General features: G+C 43.9%; 15 protein-coding genes. 6 read left to right on the top strand and 9 right to left on the bottom strand.

All coding sequences use genetic code 11. The features are described from left to right. Nucleotides 1-156 precede the first annotated feature (156 nt). Complete coding sequence (nhaA, locus tag BCV39_RS13035; protein WP_048664785.1) at nucleotides 157-1,320, top strand: Na+/H+ antiporter NhaA; 1,164 nt, start codon at nucleotides 157-159, stop codon at nucleotides 1,318-1,320. Nucleotides 1,321-1,511: 191 nt separating this feature from the next. On the opposite strand, the gene BCV39_RS13030 is transcribed toward nhaA, so the two are convergent. Together BCV39_RS13030 and BCV39_RS13025 are read right to left on the bottom strand one after the other, a co-directional pair. Next, nucleotides 1,512-2,123: an OmpA family protein gene (locus BCV39_RS13030; RefSeq protein WP_048658395.1), complete on the bottom strand. Its 612-nt coding sequence runs from the start codon at nucleotides 2,121-2,123 to the stop codon at nucleotides 1,512-1,514. Next, nucleotides 2,123-3,430 carry a TolC family outer membrane protein gene (locus tag BCV39_RS13025; protein ID WP_102432757.1) on the bottom strand — a complete coding sequence of 436 codons (1,308 nt, stop codon included), beginning with the start codon at nucleotides 3,428-3,430 and terminating at the stop codon, nucleotides 2,123-2,125. The genes BCV39_RS13030 and BCV39_RS13025 overlap by 1 nt, the downstream gene beginning before the upstream one ends. A gap of 302 nt (nucleotides 3,431-3,732) precedes the next feature. Here BCV39_RS13025 and BCV39_RS13020 point away from each other — a divergent pair, with 302 nt between their 5' ends. From BCV39_RS13020 to fabV, 4 genes are all read left to right on the top strand, one after another. Further along, nucleotides 3,733-6,828 carry a VCBS domain-containing protein gene (locus tag BCV39_RS13020; protein WP_102432764.1) on the top strand — a complete coding sequence of 1,032 codons (3,096 nt, stop codon included), beginning with the start codon at nucleotides 3,733-3,735 and terminating at the stop codon, nucleotides 6,826-6,828. 446 nt (nucleotides 6,829-7,274) lie between these two features. Continuing rightward, nucleotides 7,275-7,904, top strand: coding sequence for a TetR/AcrR family transcriptional regulator (locus BCV39_RS13015; protein ID WP_017065403.1), 630 nt, complete (start codon nucleotides 7,275-7,277; stop codon nucleotides 7,902-7,904). Between the two features lie 55 nt (nucleotides 7,905-7,959). After that, a complete protein-coding gene (locus BCV39_RS13010; RefSeq protein WP_102432756.1) occupies nucleotides 7,960-10,242 on the top strand; it encodes an acyl-CoA dehydrogenase in 2,283 nt (760 codons plus the stop codon). A gap of 209 nt (nucleotides 10,243-10,451) precedes the next feature. After that, a complete protein-coding gene (gene fabV / locus BCV39_RS13005) occupies nucleotides 10,452-11,654 on the top strand; it encodes an enoyl-ACP reductase FabV (protein ID WP_081228717.1) in 1,203 nt (400 codons plus the stop codon). Nucleotides 11,655-11,962: 308 nt separating this feature from the next. On the opposite strand, the gene BCV39_RS13000 is transcribed toward fabV, so the two are convergent. Together BCV39_RS13000 and BCV39_RS12995 are read right to left on the bottom strand one after the other, a co-directional pair. Then, nucleotides 11,963-13,645: an aspartate:alanine antiporter gene (locus tag BCV39_RS13000; protein WP_017630384.1), complete on the bottom strand. Its 1,683-nt coding sequence runs from the start codon at nucleotides 13,643-13,645 to the stop codon at nucleotides 11,963-11,965. Between the two features lie 250 nt (nucleotides 13,646-13,895). Next, nucleotides 13,896-14,159, bottom strand: a complete 264-nt coding sequence (locus BCV39_RS12995; protein WP_009847069.1) for a GrxA family glutaredoxin — start codon at nucleotides 14,157-14,159, stop codon at nucleotides 13,896-13,898. Between the two features lie 406 nt (nucleotides 14,160-14,565). Between BCV39_RS12995 and BCV39_RS12990 the strand changes: the two genes are divergently transcribed. Next, nucleotides 14,566-15,855, top strand: a complete 1,290-nt coding sequence (locus tag BCV39_RS12990) for an iron-containing alcohol dehydrogenase (RefSeq protein ID WP_102432755.1) — start codon at nucleotides 14,566-14,568, stop codon at nucleotides 15,853-15,855. 139 nt (nucleotides 15,856-15,994) lie between these two features. On the opposite strand, the gene BCV39_RS12985 is transcribed toward BCV39_RS12990, so the two are convergent. The 5 genes from BCV39_RS12985 to BCV39_RS12965 all read right to left on the bottom strand — a co-directional run bounded on the left by BCV39_RS12985 (nucleotide 15,995) and on the right by BCV39_RS12965 (nucleotide 21,554). Then, complete coding sequence (locus BCV39_RS12985; protein ID WP_004734686.1) at nucleotides 15,995-16,849, bottom strand: MurR/RpiR family transcriptional regulator; 855 nt, start codon at nucleotides 16,847-16,849, stop codon at nucleotides 15,995-15,997. Between the two features lie 359 nt (nucleotides 16,850-17,208). Beyond that, nucleotides 17,209-18,852 carry a pyridoxal-dependent aspartate 1-decarboxylase PanP gene (gene panP / locus BCV39_RS12980; protein ID WP_102432754.1) on the bottom strand — a complete coding sequence of 548 codons (1,644 nt, stop codon included), beginning with the start codon at nucleotides 18,850-18,852 and terminating at the stop codon, nucleotides 17,209-17,211. A 119-nt stretch (nucleotides 18,853-18,971) separates the two neighbouring features. Continuing rightward, nucleotides 18,972-19,499: a hypothetical protein gene (locus tag BCV39_RS12975; RefSeq protein WP_048658401.1), complete on the bottom strand. Its 528-nt coding sequence runs from the start codon at nucleotides 19,497-19,499 to the stop codon at nucleotides 18,972-18,974. Nucleotides 19,500-19,673: 174 nt separating this feature from the next. Continuing rightward, nucleotides 19,674-20,579 carry a lysine exporter LysO family protein gene (locus BCV39_RS12970; RefSeq protein WP_102432753.1) on the bottom strand — a complete coding sequence of 302 codons (906 nt, stop codon included), beginning with the start codon at nucleotides 20,577-20,579 and terminating at the stop codon, nucleotides 19,674-19,676. 54 nt (nucleotides 20,580-20,633) lie between these two features. Beyond that, nucleotides 20,634-21,554: an HDOD domain-containing protein gene (locus tag BCV39_RS12965; RefSeq protein ID WP_048664794.1), complete on the bottom strand. Its 921-nt coding sequence runs from the start codon at nucleotides 21,552-21,554 to the stop codon at nucleotides 20,634-20,636. Nucleotides 21,555-21,747 lie beyond the last annotated feature (193 nt).

Genomic DNA, 21,747 nt, shown 5'->3' with positions numbered 1-21,747 from the left:
AACATTATGGAATATACGACGTATTGTTTAGTATTTGTAGGAAAAACCGAAGTTAAACATCCGAAGAAGTGATTATCTATCAATTAGACTTGGATATAAACTCGTGGTTATTCTTTGTTATTCGTTTATTTAAATAATAAATATAAGGGCGAAATCATGACCGACGTCATCCGTGACTTCTTTAAAATGGAATCTGCTGGCGGCATCATCCTAGTAATCGCTGCGGCGATCGCAATGTTTGTAGCAAACTCACCACTGAACGAAATGTACCAAGGTGTACTTCACAGTTACGTTCTTGGTATGTCTGTGTCTCACTGGATTAACGATGGCTTAATGGCTGTCTTCTTCCTTCTAATCGGCTTAGAAGTTAAGCGCGAACTTTTGGAAGGCGCATTAAAGTCTAAAGAGACAGCAATTTTCCCAGCTATCGCAGCTGTGGGTGGTATGTTAGCTCCTGCACTTATTTACGTGCTATTTAACTCAAGTAACCCTGAAGCGCTTCAAGGTTGGGCTATCCCGGCTGCAACAGATATCGCATTCGCACTGGGTATCATGGCTCTTCTTGGTAACCGTGTACCGGTAAGCCTGAAGGTATTCTTACTAGCATTGGCAATTATCGATGACCTAGGTGTTGTTGTTATCATTGCACTGTTCTACTCAGGTGACCTATCAACGCTTGCACTGACGGTTGGCTTCATCGCGACTGGTGTGTTGTTCATGCTAAATAACAAGCATGTAACTAAGCTGAGTGTGTACTTAATTGTTGGTGCGATCCTGTGGTTCGCTGTATTGAAATCTGGTGTTCACGCAACATTAGCTGGTGTAGTAATTGGTTTTGCTATCCCACTAAAAGGCAATAAGGGAGAACATTCTCCGCTGAAACACCTAGAGCATGCTTTGCACCCATATGTAGCTTTTGCAATTTTGCCAATCTTCGCATTTGCAAACGCAGGTATCTCACTGGAAGGCATCTCAATTTCAAACCTTACAGGCATGCTACCGCTTGGTATTGCTATGGGTCTATTGGTTGGTAAGCCACTGGGTATCTTCCTATTCAGCTGGGGTGCTGTGAAAACGGGCGTAGCTAAGCTTCCTGAAGGTGTGAACTTCATGAACATCTTCGCAGTGTCTGTGCTGTGTGGTATTGGCTTTACGATGTCTATCTTCATCTCTTCATTGGCATTTGGTCCAACGAACGCAGATTTTGATACGCTAGCTCGATTAGGCATCCTGATGGGATCTACGACAGCAGCTATCTTAGGTTACTTCCTGCTAAGTATTTCTCTGCCGAAAACTAAGCACCAAGAAGTAAAACTTTAACCGGTAATTGGTTCGGTTAACTATCGAGCCGATTCCTGAGTAGCAAGAAGAACCACTGAGTCATTCCCGAGATTCAGTGGTTACAAAAAACAAAAAGCCGTGATAGGCAACCCTATCACGGCTTTATTGATCTTGTCGCTAAGCAGTCTTTGTAAGATAACCCACGTTACACCTTCAGTGACAATGTCACGCTATTTTTCTAGCGTGGTAAAAATGGTCCATTCTTCTACGATCTGCTCACTTAACCCTACTACTGTCGCTGTTACCTTACGGTTCAGTGCGTGTGAAGTAGGGTCATCACCATCGTTTTCTAATCGTTCTTCACCATAGCCGACAATTCTCACACGCTCTGGTTCGATACCATTCGACAGTAACTCGTCTTGAACATTGTTTGCTCGTTTTTTTGAAAGGTCTAAGTTGTACTCGTTGGAACCCACTTTACTCGCATAGCCTTGTATTTCAATCGATGCACTTTTGTAGGTTGCAAGAAACTCTGCCATCGTGCTGATCTGGTCTGAGAAGATTGGATTTACTTCAAATGAGTCATGAGCAAAGAGTATTTTTAGCTGTCTGACTTCTTCCGCACGAATCGTTTCTCCACAACCATCATTGTCGACTTGTGACGTTTCAGGCGTACCAGGGCAGATATCACGAGCGTTTACCACACCATCTTTATCATCGTCTTGCAGGTCTGCAATCTGCTCAGCTTCAGGTGTCTCGATATAGGCCTCTTCCTGCTGGTTCGAACAGGCAAGTAAAGTCATCGTTAACACGGGAAGTAATAAGTAAGGTATTTTCATCATTAATACTCCACGGGCGTAGTCCACTCTTCTGGAATGTCGACCAGTAGAGCATTCAATAAAGAACCTGTCGCGTTCATCACACGGTACTTAGCGTACTGCTCTGAATAGTGGGCATCTAGGTAATCTTTACGGGCTTCAAATAGTTCGTTCTCAGTGTTGAGTAAGTCAAGCAGAGTACGTTTGCCTATTCGGTATTGTTTTTCATATGCGATAACAGTTTCCGAAGCTGAATCAACATGGTCGGATAGAAAGTTCTTTTGTTGTAACGTTAGATCCAATGCACTCCATGAGAGGCGAAGACCTTCTTCCACTTGTCGATAAGCGCGATCTCTCAGGTCTTTGGCTTTGTTCAATTGGTATGCCGCAGCTTCTGAATTAGCACTGTCTGTTCCGCCGTTGTACAAGTTATATCGCATGCGTAGCATCGCGAGGGTCTCTTGACTTGAGCCTTCATCGCCACCTGCATCATCACGCCATGACTGAGATGCTTCAATAGAGAAGGTAGGGTAGTTCACGCCCTTTGACTGTTTGTATTGGAAGTGGGCTGAATCGACATCTGCGTTTGCAACTTTGATCACTGGGTGTTGGTCTAATGCATCAACAATGGCGTCCGTTAACGACAAAGGAATTTGAGAAATATCGGCTCTTGGGTAAATCAAGCCTAAAGGTTCTTGACCAACCACTCGTCTAAATTGGGTGTGTGTATCGATTAAATTATTCTGTGCGGCCAACAAGTTACCATGAGCTTTTGCAATCCTAGCTTCTACCTGAGATACATCCGCTGTTGAACCTATGCCTGAATTCGCTCGTTTCTTTATATCTTTATAGATTTTCTTGTGTATTGAAAGGTTACTTTCTGACAGTGCCAGCACTTCAGTGGCTTTTACTGCGTCTAGATAAATTTGTGTTACCTCAAGCGCTTTGTCTTCGGCATCCGCGATCAATTGCAAACGTACCGACTCGGCTTCTGCGGCAGTACGATCAATGTCGTACAGTGTCGCGGAACCATCCCACAGCAATTGAGTGAGGGAAATCGTCGCTTCCTTTCTTGTTAGATCGGTATCGGGGCCGTTATTTGGTGCAGGGTTTATACCTTCGTATCCAATACCAGCATCAAGATCGATGCTGGGCTTGTATGCGCCTCCAGAGGCATCATTACGTTTTTTCACGCTCACATATTCATTAAAGATGCTTTTTATCTCTGGATTCGTTGCCAAAGTAATAGCTACAGACTGTTCCAGAGTTTGAGCGGTGAGCTGTGTTGCAGTGACTAAGCAGCACATGATGGATAATTTAAACAATTTCAAAGTAGCTCTCCTTCTACTTTCAATGTCTCATCCGTTTCCCAACCTACGTTTACCGCTGAATTGAGAGAAGGGTATTAAACGAAGCTTAGGACATTTGCAAAAAAATGCGAAGTTTGTTGGTTTTTTTTTGAATGTAAGTCGCTATTGCTATTGACTAATTTTCAAAGCGCTTTATCTGAACTACTTTAGTGAGTTGATTATCAATAGTGCCACTACTAAATTTATTGTAGGAAATAGCCACAGCGCAGAGTGGGATTGAATCCGCGTTTGGTGTGTTCTGGGTATGAAGTGGGAATATGGATATGGGAAACATCAACCTAAATATACTAGGCCTTGTTAGCGGGAGTGTAGTGCTCGACGCTCAAGGTCAAGTTAGACGTTTGTCTCCGGGCGAACAACCATCCGCTAGCGACGTAATTATCAGTTTTGATACTAGTGAAGAGAGTGTGCCAAGTGTTTCTGCACGTTTTGTAGATAACCAGGGCCAACAAAATGTGCTAGACACTGATGATGCGATCGCTCAAGTTCAGCGTGCTATTGAAGAAGGATTTGATCCAACAGAACTAGGAGATGAGTTTGATACTGCTGCTGGTGAAGAAGGCTCGAGTTTGACCAACAGCGGTAGGATTGAACGTACTGGAGCTGAAACTCAAGCCGCCACGAATTTTGAAACTGAAGGGTTTGAGTCTCAAGGATTGTCAGAAACTCAAAGTATTGCTCTTTTTGATATCATCGCTTTTGCGCTTATTTCAGGTGACACTAACGCTATTGAGTTTGAGCAGGATGAACCAATTGAGACCGGCGGCGCCTTAATCAGCGATGATCCGGACGTTACCTTTATTGGCAAAGAGGTTGTTGGAGATAATGATCTCGGTACCTTTGTTGTAAACGAAGATGGTACTTGGACTTTCGTGGCCAACAGTCCTTATGATGAGCTTGCCGATGGCGAACAAATTCAAGACACGACAACAGTACAAACCTCCGATGGAGGCGAACAAGTCATCACTGTAACGATAATCGGTACTGATGATGCGGCTGTAGCCACTGATGACTCAGGCAGTGTGACCGAGGACATCGATGTAGATGACATCACCAATCAATTGGTGACGTCTGGGCAGATCGTGATTACAGATGTAGACAGCGACACTCCCACCTTTTCAGCTGATGGTGAGTTTAACCTCGTAGGTTCAACAAACGACTCACAGCTAGGCATATTGAGCATCGACCCCGACGGTGCGTGGACTTACGTAGTTAACAACGATGATGTTCAGTACTTGGATGACGATGAGTTCGTAACCGAGGTTTATACCGTGACAGCAAGTGACGGTACCACGAGCGAAGTGACCATCACCATCAACGGTGCCGATGATCCATCTGAGATAACCGTTGGTGAAGGTGATTCTGACATGGGTGAGGTGACGGAAGATGTCGATGTTGATCCTGAGAGTAATGACTTGATGGCGACGGGAACACTGACAATAACTGATGTCGATGCTAACGATGTCGCTGCTTTTCAACCTAATGGTACGTTTAATCCGGAAGGTTCGACCAATGAGACCGCATTGGGTATGTTGACCATAACCGATGATGGAGCATGGACGTATGTCGTAGACAACGATGATGTGCAATATCTTGATGACGATGAGTTCGTTACCGAGGTTTACACGGTTACTGCTATAGACGGAACCACCAGTGAAGTGACCATCACCATTAACGGTGCCGATGATCCGTCTGAGATCACCGTTGGTGAAGGTGACTCTGATATGGGTGAGGTGACGGAAGATGTCGATGTTGATCCTGATACCAACGAACTTTCAGCTTCAGGTACTTTAACGATTACTGATGTCGACACGAGTGACATGCCAGCCTTTAAACCTAATGGTGTGTTTACCCCGATTGGGTCTACTTATGCTCTTGCTCTGGGTATGTTAACGATTACTCCGGAGGGGGCATGGAGTTATGTCGTTGATAACGATGCGGTTCAATACTTGAACGATGATGACGTAGTTATAGAGCGATATGTCGTAACCGCTATCGATGGTGTTGAACATGTTATCGAGATAACAATCAATGGTGTCAATGATGCACCTGAAGCGACGAGCTTTACGGTCGTCAATGATGAGGACGCGGTCATACCAATCCTTTTCGATTCTGAAGATGGTGGTATGCCTGATTACATCTCAGATATAGAAGATGACCATGATGACATTCCACTTAATATTAGGATAGAAAGCTTGCCAACCAACGGCAGCCTTTTGTATACCGACGAAAATGGCGTCACGAGAGAAATCGTTCAGTCTGATGTTGATAACGGTGTGTTGTTTGTTCCGAACAATATCAGTTTTGTTGCTGGACCTGGAGAGATGTTTGAAATGGGCTTCAGTGGTGATCCTGAGGATATGCCAGATCTTGTTGATGGTTTCTATAATTGGGGGGAAGAAGTTTCACCAACAGAGAGACTTATTACGCTAGATAACGGTAATACGATTACAGTAACGATCGAAGATAACAATGATAAACCGTTGAAACAGTATCAAGGCGAACAATCTCATGTTGGTTTTGGTATTGGTGATACTGATGGTAGAGGTATGAACAGCCAGGAGACCTTGGTCCTCGACTTTACTAATAATCCATTAGAGGTTGTTGATTTTGGTTTAGATGGTTTGGGTGGTTCATTTAACACTGATAGTAATGTTTATGTTGAAGTGCTCTATACCTTTGCTGATGGCACGACTCAGACGGAGCAATATCAAAAAGATCCAGGGGATACGGGGAATAGCCAAATTCTGTATGATTTTAGTTATTCTTCACCAGACAACCCGATTGTTGGGATGGAGCTGTCATCGACAGGGGGCAGTTGGGAGTTACGCTATGTCCAAGGTAACGAGGCAGTAACCGAAGACCCGCAGTTTGATTACGTCGCAGTCGATTCTAATGGTGCAGAAAGCACGGTAGAGACAGTCACTATAGATATCGAAGATCCGCAGCAATATAACGTTGTTAGTGCGGCGAGTAATGAACCCTTGTATGCACAGTCAGGTAACGATCTGCTGATTGGAGATAGCGGAGATAATATCTTCACTTGGCTAGACTCCGCGCTCGACAACGGTACTGATATTATTAAAGATTTCGAGCTTTATACTGCTGGTTCTGGGGACCTGATTGATCTCAATGATTTGGTCGAAGATCCTCAAGACGAGACTCAAATGGCAGAGTTACTTGATGCGATAGAGGTCTCTGTCGACGGAGAAGATATCGCGTTGTCCATTCCAATCAATGGAGGGGATGATGTTCAAACTATCGTTGTTGAGGGGATTGCGACTGAACTGGGTGGTTCGGTTGATCTAGGTAATGACCTAGCAGTGCTGGGAGAGCTGATAAAAAATGACGCAGCTTAATTAGATAAAGTGAAAGGTTCTAGCACTCAATGTAAGCAAAGCCCTCGATTTTTCGGGGGCTTTTTTGTATCGAATACCAGCCAAAGAAAAGGTATCGGAATAACACACAAAAAAAAGCCCAAACCAACGTGGTTTGGGCGGATACAAGTATAGGAGTTAATAAGGAAAATGCAGTAATTAAGAAAGCAGTGAGAAGAACAAGTTTGACGGCCTGTTAAACTTCTAAATACGCTGTTTTCTACCTAATTTATGACCCTCCATTTCCATTTCAGTTCCAAGAAAATTCATTATTTTTTTCTTTTTTTGTAAACACACAGCGATTCAATCGGTTAGTGCTGAGTTTTACTAACTGGTACGACCAATTTGTGAAAATGTGATGTTGCTTGCTTGTTAAATAAATGTACTAAGCGTATATTTCAAACAGTTGTTTAATACGAGTGATTGAAATGGCACCAAGAAGTACAACCAAAGACAAAATCTTAGATGTGGCTGAAGGCTTATTTGCTGAGCACGGTTTTAATGACACCTCTTTACGCACGATTACGAGTAAAGCGAATGTCAACTTAGCTTCAGTGAACTATCACTTTGGCGATAAGAAGACTCTGGTTCGTGCGGTACTCAATCGTTACTTAGAAGCATTTATGCCAGCACTGCAAGATGCATTAGTGAACTTAAACTTGAACGAAACGTATTCTATGAGTGACGTGTTTGAGTCTTTGAGACAGCCACTAAGAGCACTTAATGATGTTAGGCCAAATGGTACAAGCCGGTTCATGTTACTTATCGGCAGAGGCTATACGGATGTGCAAGGACACTTGCGTTGGTTCATTACTACCCGTTATAGCGAAGTACTTTCTTTGTTTACAACGTCAGTAATGAAGGCGAATCCGAACCTCACTCAAGAACAGTTATTTTGGCGATTACACTTCACCCTAGGGACTTGTGTATTCACCATGGCATCAAGTCAGGCTCTGGTAGAAATTGCAGAGAATGACTATGACAGAAAGATAGATGCTAAGGCAGTGGTCGATATTCTTATTCCATATTTAGCCGCTGGCATGTCAGCAGAAGAATAAAACAATAAAAAGCGAAACATTCACAACCAATATAGTGAACAAAAGGATCTGAACTATGAGCTCTCTAAGACAAAAATGGGTAAGTGACCCAGCTTTTAAACTCTTTAAAAAAGTACTACCACCACTATCTAGCACCGAGAAAGAAGCGATGGAAGCAGGTAGCGTGTGGTGGGACGGAGAGCTGTTTTCTGGCAAACCAGATTTCACTAAGCTGCACCAATACCCTAAACCTCAGCTGACAGCAGAAGAGCAATCGTTCATGGATAATGAGCTTGAAACTTTGCTGGCTATGCTTGATGACCACCAAATTGTAAAAGAAGACCGAGACCTTCCTGAAGAAGTGTGGAACTTCTTACGTAAAGAGCGTTTCTTTTCTCTTATTATTGCGAAAGAGTACGGCGGTCGTGAATTCTCAGCACACGCTAACTCAACTATCGTAACTAAGATTGCGACGCGTAGTATCAGTACTGCGGTTTCAGTAATGGTTCCAAACTCTCTTGGTCCTGGTGAGCTGCTTTCTCACTACGGAACTCAAGATCAAAAAGACTACTGGCTACCTCGTCTTGCTGACGGTACCGATATCCCATGTTTCGCACTTACAGGCCCAGAAGCGGGTTCTGATGCAGGCGGTATTCCTGATGTTGGTACAGTATGTATGGGTATTCATGAAGGTAAAGAGACGCTAGGTATTAAGCTGAGCTGGAACAAGCGTTACATCACGCTAGCGCCAGTGGCGACGGTACTTGGTTTGGCTTTCAAACTGCACGATCCTGAGAAACTACTTGGCGACAAAGAAGACATCGGCATCACTTGTGCGCTAATCCCTGCTGACCACGAAGGTGTTGTGATTGGTGAGCGTCATGATCCACTTGGCCTTGCATTCATGAATGGTCCGACACGCGGTCATGATGTATTCATCCCTATGGAATGGCTAATTGGCGGTGCAGATTACGCAGGTAAAGGCTGGCGTATGCTGGTGGAGTGTCTGTCTGCAGGTCGTGGTATTTCACTACCAGCCCTAGGTACAGCGATGGGTCACCTAACTGCGAAAACAACTGGCGCGTATGCTTATGTTCGTAAGCAGTTTGGCATGTCGATTGGTAAATTTGAAGGTGTTGCAGAGAGTTTAGGCCGTATTGGTGGCTTAACATATCTACTAGAAGCAACTCGTACACTGACAACTACTTCACTTGATATGAAGGAGAAGCCGGGTATCGTAACGGCTATCGCGAAATATCATATGACAGAGATGGCGCGTACTATTCTGAATGACTCAATGGATATCCACTCAGGTCGTGCAATTCAAGATGGTCCAATGAACTACTTGGCTGCGCCTTACCTAGGTATTCCAGTTGCTATCACAGTAGAAGGTGCGAACATCTTAACTCGTAACCTGATGATCTTCGGGCAAGGTGCGACACGCTGTCACCCATACGTACTAAGCGAGATGGAAGCGGCTGCAAACCCAGACGAGAAGCAAGGTGCGAAGGACTTCGATAATTTGTTGTTCAAGCATATTGGTCACGCGACTAAGAACACGTTCGGCGCGTTTGGCGCAGCACTGACTGGCTCTAAGTTCATTAAAGCCGATATGAGCGGTCCAACAAAGCCGTACTACCAAGACCTGACTCGTTTGAGCCGTGCGCTTGCAGTAAGTGCGGATTTCGCAATGCTGACGCTAGGTGGCGAACTGAAACGTAAAGAGCTTATCTCTGCACGTTTAGGTGATGGTCTAAGTTACCTTTACATGGCTTCTGCTGCACTTAAAAAGTATGAAGACGAAGGTCGTCAACAAGCTGACCTAGACTACGTACACTACGCGGTTCAACACTGTTTCCATAACGCGGCGAAATCGCTACAAGAAGCGTACAGAAATTTCCCGAACAAGATGGTTGGTAAAGTACTTAAAGGTCTAGTGTTCCCTGTAGGTAACCACTTTGAAAAACCAAGTGACAACCTAACGGTACAACTGGCGGAAAGCTTGATGACTCCGGGTGCACACCGTGAACGTCTGACTCACCTTTGCTACATCGGTAAAGAAGAAGAGGATAGCGTTGGCCTAATGGAGAATGCGTTCAATGCGATGTACAGCATTAAGCCTCTTGAACGTAAGATCTTCAAAGCAGTGAAAGAGGGCAAAGTAGCTCGTAAAGGCTTATTGCAAGATAAACTTGCTCAAGCTCTGGCGGCAGATGTTCTTACTCAAGATGAAGTTGACCAAATCATTGCAGCAGACAAACTACGCTACGCAGCGATTCAAGTTGATCACTTTAGTCATGACTTCAGTGAAACTTTGACGCGAAAAGAGTTAAAACCTAAGCTAAATAGCGTTGCTTAGATAAAGAAATGATAAAAGGCACCTAATAAGGTGCCTTTTTTGTTTTTGTCGTAGAAGTCGCAATAGACGCGTTAACAAATGGTGACTTAGTCAGCAAATATTCGCTGAGTGCTCCAACCACTTGCATTTTCACCACATTTTTACAGAAATTAGATGCCATTTGCGTACGAAACTTTTATCCTTAACCTGATTTTTTAAGGAAGTTGAATATGATCATCAAACCTCGAATTCGCGGATTCATCTGTACTACAACACATCCAGTCGGTTGTGAAGCTAATGTAAAAGAACAAATTGCTTACACAAAAGCTCAAGGCCCAATCGCAAACGCACCTAAACGTGTACTAGTTGTTGGCTCTTCAAGTGGCTACGGCTTGTCTTCACGTATTGCGGCTGCATTTGGTGGCGGCGCTTCAACTATCGGTGTTTTCTTCGAGAAAGCCGGTACTGAGAAAAAGCCGGGCACAGCTGGTTTTTACAACTCAGCAGCGTTCGACAAGCTAGCTAAAGAAGAAGGCCTGTATTCAAAAAGCCTGAACGGCGATGCTTTCTCTAACGAAGCGAAACAGAAAACGATTGACCTGATCAAAGAAGATCTAGGTCAAATCGATATGGTTGTGTACTCACTGGCGTCTCCAGTGCGTAAAATGCCAGAGACTGGCGAAGTTATTCGTTCAGCTCTGAAACCTATCGGTGAAACGTACACATCAACAGCTGTTGATACAAACAAAGACATGATCATCGAAGCAAGTGTTGAGCCTGCATCTGAAGAAGAGATCAAAGACACTGTTACTGTAATGGGCGGTGAAGATTGGGAACTTTGGATCAACGCTCTATCTGAAGCCGGTGTTCTAGCTGATGGTTGTAAGACAGTTGCTTACAGCTACATCGGTACAGAGCTAACGTGGCCAATCTACTGGGATGGCGCGTTAGGTAAAGCTAAGATGGATCTAGACCGTGCAGCGTCAGCGCTTAACGAGAAACTAGGTCAAACTGGCGGTACTGCAAACGTTGCTGTTCTTAAGTCTGTTGTGACTCAAGCAAGCTCTGCAATCCCTGTTATGCCTCTTTACATCGCTATGGTGTTCAAGAAGATGCGTGAAGAAGGTATTCATGAAGGTTGTATGGAACAGATCTTCCGTATGTTCAGCCAACGTCTATACAAAGAAGATGGCAGCGCAGCAGAAGTCGATGAAGTGAACCGTCTACGTCTAGACGACCTAGAACTTCGTGACGACATTCAAGAGCATTGTCGTAACCTATGGCCTCAAATCACAACTGAGAACCTAAAAGAACTGACTGACTACGTAGAGTACAAAGAAGAGTTCTTGAAGCTATTCGGTTTCGGTGTTGAAGGTGTTGATTACGAAGCTGAGGTTAACCCAGCTGTTGAATTTGATGTAGCTGACATCTAACTCAAACAATCGAATCAAAATGAAATAGGCGCTCATTGAGCGCCTATTTTTTTGTCTGTTATTTGAGTGAAGAAATTAAGAGCAGATGCAGAATACGAGTGGCGGTATTCGAAGAGTTTGAAGAGCGGATACGGGATACGAGAAGCGAGATACGAAGAAATTTAAGAGCAGATACGAGATGCGAGTATCGGGATGCGAAGAGATTTAAGAGCAAGCGGAAGAGAAGAACTAACAAAAAATGCACTAATCCAAAGATGAATTAGTGCATTCGAAATATCTAAGCTTGGCTGCTTTTAATGCAGTAGGCGCTAGCTAATTATGATGATGAAAGTACCTGCTAGGGTCATCAATATATTGGCTATCGCGTAAGTACCCGCATAACCTAGTGCTGGAATGGTTGAGCGAGCGTGGTCGTTTACGATGTCCATTGCTGGAGCACAGGTTCGCGCACCAATGATTGCACCAAACAGCAGCGCTCGGTTCATCTTCAAAACATAAGCACCAACCAAGTAAGCGAAGAATACAGGCAGCACACTCACTACGAGAGCAATACCAATGACCTGAGGGCCGACTTGGGTTAAGTGCTCGAATATCTTACCACCGGCGCTTAATCCGATACCGACCATAAAGAACATCAAGCCGAGGTCTTTGACCATATTCAACGCACCCTGAGGTACATAACCGAAAGTAGGGTGGTTTGCTCGTAAGAAGCCCAGCATGATACCCGATAGAAGCAGGCCAACTGCGTTACCTAGTCCAAATGAAACCTGACCGAATGTCATGGTGATCAAACCAAACAAAATACCCAGAATGAAGAAGCTACAGAAGGCCATCAAATCTGCCATTTGACTGTGAATTGAGATGAAACCAATTTTCTCTGCTAGGCCGTGGACACGGCTCTTTTCGCCACTCACTTGCAGTACATCACCTTTAGAAAGCACAATGTTTAAGTCCATCGGCATTTCAATCTGAGCACGTACTACGCGGTTAAGAAAACAGCCGTACTCAGACAGGTTTAAGTCTGAAAGGCGTTTACCTGCGATACTGTCACTTTTAACGACAATCTCTTCTTCCACTATGCGTAGATCGAGTAAGTTACGGTCGAAAACCTCTTTCCCGTTACGGAAGCTTGGGTCTAGACGAGCGTGGCTATCTGGGAAACCAACCAATGCGATCTCATCGCCTTCTTGCAGAATAGCATCACCATCTGGGTGGGCAAGAATACCATTACGACGAATACGCTCGATGTAACAACCTGTTTGGCGATAGATACCCAATTCACGCAGGTTCTTACCGTCAGTCCAAGAGATAAGCTCTGGTCCCACACGATAAGCACGAATGATAGGAAGGTAAACCTTACGTTGACCAGAAGCACCTAAACCGCGTTCTTGAGCAATCTGTTCAGCTGAGTCGTGCAGGTTTACTTTTTGCAGCTTTGGAATCAGGCGAGCGAACATGATCATGCTGATTAAGCCAACCAAGTAAGCCATCGCGTAACCCACCGATAGGTTTTCGATAATCAGGCTCAAATCCATGTTTCTTGGTACTTCTGCTAAGCCTGAGTTGAGCGCGTCTTGTGCGCCTACCAAAATTGGTGTTGCTGTAAGCGCACCCGCCATCATGCCGGCAGACAAGCCAAAGCCTAAACCAAGGTAATGACTACTGAAATAGGTTAGGGCAATCGCTGTAGAAAGTACCACAAGGCTCAGAATGAGGTAGTGCTTACCGTCTCTGAAGAAGATACCGAAGAAGTTTGGACCCGCTTCAATGCCAACACAGTAAATAAACAGCATGAAGCCAATGGTGAGTGCATCTGCATTAAAAGAGAAGCCAAGATGTCCCATAACGAGGGAAGTAATCAGAACACCGATTGAATTGCCGAGTTGGAGACTACCGAAACGAATTTTACCAATGGCTAATCCAATCGATAAAACAACAAAGATGAGGAGAATGGGGTTTTGTTCTAACAGAAAAACAACGTCGATATTCACAGTGGTCGCTCAATAATTGGCGTGAAACACAGGGTAAGTTTGAGAGGTGAATTGTATCTAAATATAAATAAATTATAAGCGATATTTTGCTAATTTACTTGATTTTGACCTTATTCTTATTCCGTATGAAAACTAGTCATAAAAAAAGCCCGCTACAATGAGCGGGCTTTCTATAAATCGTACAGTCCAACGCATAAATTGGTCAGTTGTTTAAGGCTATAGCCTTGGATCTCTTGAGAGAAATCTTAGCTTAGTCGAAAAGACCTAGGTTTTCTTTTGCGTATGCTTCAAATTCTGTGCAGCCGCCGATGTGGTCTTGGTCGATGAAGATTTGTGGCACTGTGTCTACAGGCTTACCAACAGTCTTTTCTAGGTCAGCTTTGCTGATGCCTTCAGCGTGGATGTCAACGTAACGGTAGTTGAAGTCATCGCGTTTAGCTTTAAGAGTTTCAGCATGCTCTTTTGCACGAACACAGAATGGGCAAGCAGGGCGACCAAAAATAACTACAAACATTTAATTTCTCCTAAATACGGGATGAGGCTCGTTAACTCGATTATGTTAACTATTCTTTAGTGAATGCCACTCAAAATTTCTTAAAACCAACTATGCCTCAATGCCATGGGGAAATAAAGATGGAATTACCTCTTAATACAATAGGTTTTGTCTATCAGAGCAAATAATGGTCACAAAAAGGATCCATGTTGATTTCTGATAGGTATCTAGATTGATTACCCTTAATTTAAGAGTGTGAATTACCCCTAAGAATACGACTTTAATCCATCTTTAATGCGACAAGTTGCACCTCGTCAAAAAAAGCTCATACAGAACGAGGCATCTTAATACTGATGCACGATACAAAGATTAAATTCCAACAACCAAGAGTTCGCAGTTTTGTTCAGTCATAGGCGCAGGAGGCACCATGTTTCAATTTATGACATCTACAAAGATCATCTTTGGTGATGGAGCACTTTCCGCTTCATTGTCTCTCTTTAATCAATACGGCTATAGCGTGCTATTGGTTACAGGCAATACATTAGAGCGCACTTCAGTTGTTACTGACTATCTCGATGCGCAGAGTATGCGTTATCAACACATTGCCGTTTCCGGAGAACCTAATATTAAAATGGTCGAAGAGGCCGCTATTTCTGCCCGTCGATTTAAGCCAGATATGGTAGTCGCGATGGGTGGAGGCAGTGCCATCGATATGGGAAAAGCGTTAGCTGCGGTTTTACCTAATCAAGGCAATTTATACGACTATGTTGAAGTCGTCGGGCGTAATGTACCTCTTAAAACTAAACCTCTGCCATTTATTGCTATTCCAACCACTGCGAGCACCGGCGCGGAGGTCACTAAAAACGCGGTGCTGAAATCAGGGCAAGACCAAGTGAAAGTAAGCCTTAGAAGCCCAGACATGCTGGCTGACGTTGCGATTGTCGACCCAACCCTAACTCATGGAACTAATCTGTATCTATCTGGACGAGGTGCGATGGATGCATTTACTCATCTAATGGAAGCCTACGTGTGTGGTGAACCCAACCCGTTAACCGATATGATCTGTGAAGAAGGGCTGCGCAAGTTGAGTAGTTCTGTGGTTCGGGCGTGTGTTTATGACGAGCCTCAAGCACGTTCTGATCTTGCTTTTGCTTCTATGCTTGGTGGTATGGCGATAACAAACGCCAAGCTTGGTGCTGCCCATGGTTTAGCTTCTGCATTAGGAGGCAAGATTTCAGCGCCTCACAGTGTAATTACCGCGCGCTTAGCTCCGTTCGTGATGCTGGAAAATATTGCGGTTGCGAGAGAAGAGAAAAGATTAGACATTTTAGCGCGTTATCAGCGAATCGCTCAGATAGTGATAGGTAACTCCGAAGCAAAAGAAGAAGAGGCGATTTCTTGGTTATCTGAAGTGCTGGATACGCTTAAGTTACCCAATTTGCAGGAATTTGGCGTCTGTGAAGCTCAGTTTGATGAGGTGTCTGCCGATGCGCTCAAGTCAGTGGCTATCAAAGGAAACCCTTTGCCGTTAAACCAAGAGAGGCTAGTGCATATTCTGAAACAGGTTTGCGAGGAGTGCAGTTGTGGAGAAGGGGATCATGAGGCGGCTTCAATGAACCAATTTGAAGAATCTGCAGTAGAGTCTAACTTTACCATTATCAACTCTTATGCGTCCGAGAACAGCGTGGTAGAGAAAGGCAACAGTTGGACTATTTAACGGCCTTCGATCTGTCTACTATATAAATCAATATAAACTATTTTAAACAGACAAATAAAAACGGAGCTTTTAGGCTCCGTTTTTTAATAGCTATCTTTTTGTTCTTACCTTAGAGGCTCTTTTCTCGAACCCTAGAAGGTTAGAACTGAGAGTATTTCTCGTAACGTGAATCACGAAGAGACTCTTTAACGCGCTTCAGGTTCTCTCTGAAACCAGAACCACGACGAAGCGTAAAGCCTGTCGCTAACACATCAATAACCGTCATTTGAACAACTCGGCTTGCCATTGGCATATAAACGTCTGTGTCTTCCGGTACATCCAATGAGATAGAAAGCGAACTTGCTTTATCTAGTGGAGAGTCTTTTGCTGTGATAGCGATAACCGTTGCGCCGTTTTCACGCGCTAGGTTTGCAATCTCTACTTGGCTCTTAGTGCGACCAGTGTGAGAGATAAGAACAATAACGTCATTATCACTGCAGTTAATGCAGCTCATTCGCTGCATCACGATGTCTTCGAAACACGTGATTGGGATATTAAAACGAATAAACTTGTTTTGAGCGTCTTTGGCGACAGCAGAAGAGGCACCTAGTCCGAAGAATGAAATGCGTTTTGCTTGAGTCAGCAAGTCAACCGCACGGTTTACTTGCATCGCATCTAGACTGTTTTTAGCAACGTCTAGACAAGCCATAGTTGATTCGAAAATCTTATGCGTATAAGCATCCGGACCATCATCTTCTTCAACATTACGGTTCACGTAAGGTGTACCGTTCGCCAAGCTTTGAGCTAGGTGAAGTTTGAAGTCAGGAAAGCCCTTTGTGTCTAAACGACGACAGAAGCGGTTAACTGTAGGCTCACTCACGTCAGCCATTTTAGCTAAGGTAGCAATGCTAGAATGAATTGCAGTTTGAGGGGAAGCCATGATTACTTCGGCTACCTTACGCTCAGACTTGCTGAAATTTTCCAGGTTTTTTTGTATTTTTTCTAATGTATTCATAGTGTTCACAAGGGTATAGAGAACAACTTGCTAGTTAATATCTTTTACCAGGGGGTATGGCTGAAACAAATATCAATAAGTACAAAACCAAACTTAGATTGGGTATCGTAAATACTGCTGCATCAAATAGATATCAAGCTAACTAGCACCATAGAGTCAGTATAAACCCAACATACTATTTACTAATACAAAAACACGGCATGAATGCTTAAGAATATGACAAACCTCAACAAAATTTTAGAAAACTACAGAACTGGAAGAGGGTTTGAGCAAAAAGAATGCAAATTGAGTATGAACTGACAGCTTAGTTACATCAAAAAGAAAGAAATTTTCAATTTGATGCAACTAAAATTGAATGACTATGCGTTGATTTGCGTAACCAGTTTGGTGATTTTGCCCATCAAGTTAGGTGCTAGTTTAGAGATCTCACGCTGTTCTTCAAGCACTGAAGAGAGAATATCATTGCCCGTTAGTGGGTTTGCTAACACCACGCGGAAAACGATGATTGGCTGATGTGCCCACGCTTCAGGGTTTAAGCGAGTACGAGATACGAACGACTTACCCGTTTCACGCTGTTTTTTCTGAATAAGCTTAGTGAGTTCGTTAAGAAGTTCATTTAGCTCTACGCGTTGTTCAGGATCAGCCTTAAGCAATGCTGCCTTTACAGCTTCAGGAACGTAGCGATAGGTCAGTAGGCAAAGCTCAGGTTCAGAAACCAGTTCGAAGTCGCTCTGATCTTTAATTAGGTCGGCGAAGTAGCGCGCTTTGTTGATGCTCTGATCGATCAGTAGTTCATAGCCTGGACGGCTAATGATGTGCATTGCGGCGTAAACCAGCATTGCCATGCCTGAACGAGAGCCTTCAAGAGTATGACTGCCTAAATCTTTTGAGCCTTTACGAAGTATGTATTGAGCGTGATGTTCAATCGCTGTCATCGCATCTGGCTTCTTAAACAGAACCATGCCCGCACCCATAGGGATATAAAGCTGTTTGTGTGCGTCAATGGTGACTGAATCGGCTAGCTCAATACCATCAAGTAGGTGACGGTGATTGTTAGACATCAAGGTCGCACCGCCCCAAGCTGCATCAACGTGGAAATGACAATCTGTTTCGGCACACACCTCTGCAATGTCCCTTAACGGGTCGATATTACCGGTTTCGGTTGTACCAGCCACACCGATCACGGCGAAAGGCTTAATCTTGTTCTGCTTAAGCTGCTCGATTTTGAGTCTTAGATCGTCAGTGCAAATGCGGTTGTCGTTATCCGTTTTAACAGACACTAGACCTTCTTGACCAATGCCAAGGACATCTGCGGCTTTTTTCAAAGAGTAGTGACCACGTTCAGAGACTAAGATGGCTAGACCTTCGTAGTCGTAGTGCTTCATGGCTTTAAACAAGCCTTCTTTTTCCACACCTTTGAACGAACCTTGGGCTTTTAGGGCATTGTTGCGTGCAACCCACAGCGCGGTAATGTTCGCGATGGTACCACCAGAACAAAACGCACCTAAAGAGTGGTTTGCACTGTGCATCCAACGAGAATAAAACTGGTCGCTATCTTGATAAATCAGGCGATGTAACATGCCCAGAACTTGACGCTCTAGGGGAGTGAAAGCTTTGGAAGTCTCGATTTTTACTAGATTCTGATTCAACGCAATCATGATTTTAGAAAGCGGCATCAGAAAGTACGGCAGGGCAGACGTCATGTGACCAATAAAACTTGGCGAAGACGTATGAACCGAATGAGACACGAGAGAATCGAGGAGATGCTCAGTATGTTCAGAAACAAACTCAGGTTGCTCTGGGATATGAGCATTTGAAAAATCTTTCTCAATTTCACGCAGTGGCTTTTCTTCAGCCACAATGTGTTCACGTAAGAATTGATTCAGGTTTCGTGAAAGTTTGTCTTCAATTTGAGTGAGTGTTGAATCTGGGCCTTCCGGTACCGTGAAGATACGTAAAAGACTGTCGAAGCTAACATCTGCTGTTTTTTGTTCCGTAACCATAGCAAGCGAGTTATTTTTTTTTATATTGACGCGAGCGGGACAATCTAAACGAAAACGGGAACAATGTCCCGTCTTAATTATGAAATCCAACTTCTCATAAAAGCGCATTAAACCAAGGGTTATTTACACTTAATCGCTTCAAGTTTACTAATCGACTGATTGTAACGCTGCAGCGCTGTGTCGATTTGCTTAGGGTGACTAAGCAGCTCTGCAAACGCAGAACGTAGCTCGTAGTTTTGAGCATGAGGCGTTGATTGGCGGTCGTCGAACGTTGTTTTCGCGATTTTGCCAAGTTCATCATCACGTGTTGATAACGTTTTAATGTCGTGTTGCTCAAGTTGCAGCCAAGCTTCCACCGGTTGTTCAGTTGCTACTTTACTTGAATCGTTCACAAGGTAGTAGTTTACCGCTGCACGGTTAAGCTCAAAGTGGTGTTTACGGCCTTCTAGGAACCACTCACTGACTTCTGTTAGCTCTGGATATTGTTCAGAGGTTAATGCAGCAAGGTCGGCATACCAATTCAAAGATGCATCAATGTACGCATCATATTTTTTTGCTTGGCATTGGTTTGTCTCAGACATTGAATCTGCTGCAAAAGAGAAGGTAGAAGTTGAAGCTAGCAGTAATGCGACGCAAAGGCGTTTCATAGTGGTTCCTTTTGTAAGTTTATTCTTTTTATAACTTTGTCGTTACAGATTACCGTGATCATTATTTGTTGAGCAATGACACTTAGTGTCTTTTTATTTCGGTAACTGTATCGGTGTCTTGGGCATTGGTATTCGAGTTGCATTCTAATCTAAAACAAACGCTATTCCTGCGATCTAGTTAGCAAGAGATACAAAGAACAACATCAATATCGGAACAAGCAAGCTTAGGATAAAGCCACTGACGATAGCGATAGGCACACATCGAACGCCGCCTGTTGTTTGAATAACCGGTAAGGTGAAGTCCATCGCAGTAGCACCAGCATAACCAATAGAGGTACATGGATAGCTGCGGATCAGCACTGGAATCAGTACCAAAGCAACCAACTCTCTTAATAGCTCAAGCATGAACGATGCGCCGCCATAGACAGGGCCAAAGGCGTCACCCATCAAGATACCTGCCAGCGAGTACCAGCCAAATCCAGAAGACATAGCTAGGGCTTTGAAAAGAGGGATATCAAGGATGTAAGCAGCGATCACACCGCCTAACATTGAGGTCGTGATGATCGTGATTGCGATAACCATGCCGTGTTTGTTGAGCAGGATCTGACGAAGTGTCAGCCCGCTATTACGCAGTTGAATACCGATAAAGAAGAGAAGAACAAACAGAATCCATTCGCTTGCGGTATCAACCCAATCGAGGCCAATAGGCAGTACTAAGCCAGCGATAAGGCCTGAACCCACCACTAGGATCAGCTTGGCAGACTCCATTGCCATAGAAGAGAGGGGAAGCTTTTTGTTACTGCTGTCAGTCTTGAGTGGCAGTAACTTATCAATAGCGGGCAGCGCCATCAGGTTACAAACGCTTAAGCAGACGAAGAAAGTGGCGGTGTAAAGAAGGATTGTCTGTAGATTACTGCCTAAGTTATCGAGAGCGGCTAAGCTGAGTCCCATTAACGCCAGAATCACGTAGATCAACCGCGATGTTGAGCGGTTGATGAAGTCTAGCGTCTGAGCGTTCGAAATTGAAAAAAGATACCCCACGACGAGTGGCGCAATTATAAAGATCATCCCTGTAAACATGCTTTCCCCATTGCATTTACTTCATATTACATTTACTTGTCACTTAACAGTAACTTAGAAGCCGCTAGTATTGATCACGTCGCTTAGCTTTGCATTAAAATCATGTTTGCTCAAGTTGCTTAATTTATAAAGCACCTCTGCACCTGTCACGTTAAGCTCAACTTCGTGATCATCGATGTTCTCATCCTTGTTTCTGAACATCAGCAGGTGGTTAGCGATTCGAGCAATATCTAAGTAAGACACTTCACGTTGTTCGTGGTTGTTGATGGTATTGCTGCATACATCAATAAAGTCGCTGTCAAAGCCCCAACGGTTAAGCACCAATTTACTGGTAGCAGAACATTGGCCTTGGAATATTTGTAGAGCAATGTCGTGGTCTAGGTAATTGCCATTTTCGAGGTAGAGGTGGTATTCGCTAACCAAACAGAACAAGCCAATATCAGCCAGCAATCCAACAAGCAGTGATTTTTCATGTTCAAGGTAGCGGTATTCAATAGGAGAGAGCTCTTTGAAGCCGTTGGTCACCAATACCATGGTGGCGCCCAGTTCTTTGGATACAGAAGCGCTATTAACCAATAACTCATTACATTCTCTGCTTAGGTTCACTGAATGTTTGAGTTGCTCTATGGCTTGAGCTGTCACGATGTCACGAACTCTTAATATGCCAAGGCGGGACACGGCTGTCATGATATCAACACAAGTAATATTACGTCGGTTAAAGACGACAGAGTTAGCCACACGAATGACGATAGCAGTGAGGCCTGGATCTTCGAGTAGGCACTCGGCAACTTCGGCAATCCCGGTTGACTCAAGGGTACAGAGCTTTTGAATTTTCAGTACAACGTTAGGGATAGGAGGAAGTGTTATTTTTCCCGCTGAGATAGAATGGCCAACAAGTTGGGCAAACTCTGATTCTAGACCCTTTAAGAGAAGAGTCTTATTTTGTGGTAGCCAGAAAAACGATAAATGATTCATATAAAAAGTAAAAACATGTATGTCCTGCCATTTTACAAGCCACGATGCTGCGAGGCAATACTCATCCGTCCACATAACCTTTAATAATTTGAACCGGTGTATCACTAGGTGTCCAAATTCAAGCATGGTTTGATAGTTTACTGTGACGTCAATCATGAAAAACCAGAATACTCAATTGATTGATGTGAACTAT

It is taken from the genome of Vibrio sp. 10N.286.55.E10, assembly GCF_002872555.1.
GTDB classification, from domain to species: domain Bacteria; phylum Pseudomonadota; class Gammaproteobacteria; order Enterobacterales; family Vibrionaceae; genus Vibrio; species Vibrio crassostreae.
Note: the sequence above shows the minus strand (reverse complement) of the source record. Positions and strands in the feature narration are given on the sequence as shown.

Coding starts and splice junctions, on each gene's coding strand:
- nhaA (WP_048664785.1), top strand. CDS start 157: ATGACCGACGTCATCCGTGACTTCTTTAAAATGGAATCTGCTGGCGGC.
- BCV39_RS13030 (WP_048658395.1), bottom strand. CDS start 2,123: ATGATGAAAATACCTTACTTATTACTTCCCGTGTTAACGATGACTTTA.
- BCV39_RS13020 (WP_102432764.1), top strand. CDS start 3,733: ATGGGAAACATCAACCTAAATATACTAGGCCTTGTTAGCGGGAGTGTA.
- BCV39_RS13015 (WP_017065403.1), top strand. CDS start 7,275: ATGGCACCAAGAAGTACAACCAAAGACAAAATCTTAGATGTGGCTGAA.
- BCV39_RS13010 (WP_102432756.1), top strand. CDS start 7,960: ATGAGCTCTCTAAGACAAAAATGGGTAAGTGACCCAGCTTTTAAACTC.
- fabV (WP_081228717.1), top strand. CDS start 10,452: ATGATCATCAAACCTCGAATTCGCGGATTCATCTGTACTACAACACAT.
- BCV39_RS12995 (WP_009847069.1), bottom strand. CDS start 14,159: ATGTTTGTAGTTATTTTTGGTCGCCCTGCTTGCCCATTCTGTGTTCGT.
- BCV39_RS12990 (WP_102432755.1), top strand. CDS start 14,566: ATGTTTCAATTTATGACATCTACAAAGATCATCTTTGGTGATGGAGCA.
- BCV39_RS12985 (WP_004734686.1), bottom strand. CDS start 16,849: ATGAATACATTAGAAAAAATACAAAAAAACCTGGAAAATTTCAGCAAG.
- panP (WP_102432754.1), bottom strand. CDS start 18,852: ATGGTTACGGAACAAAAAACAGCAGATGTTAGCTTCGACAGTCTTTTA.
- BCV39_RS12975 (WP_048658401.1), bottom strand. CDS start 19,499: ATGAAACGCCTTTGCGTCGCATTACTGCTAGCTTCAACTTCTACCTTC.
- BCV39_RS12970 (WP_102432753.1), bottom strand. CDS start 20,579: ATGTTTACAGGGATGATCTTTATAATTGCGCCACTCGTCGTGGGGTAT.
- BCV39_RS12965 (WP_048664794.1), bottom strand. CDS start 21,554: ATGAATCATTTATCGTTTTTCTGGCTACCACAAAATAAGACTCTTCTC.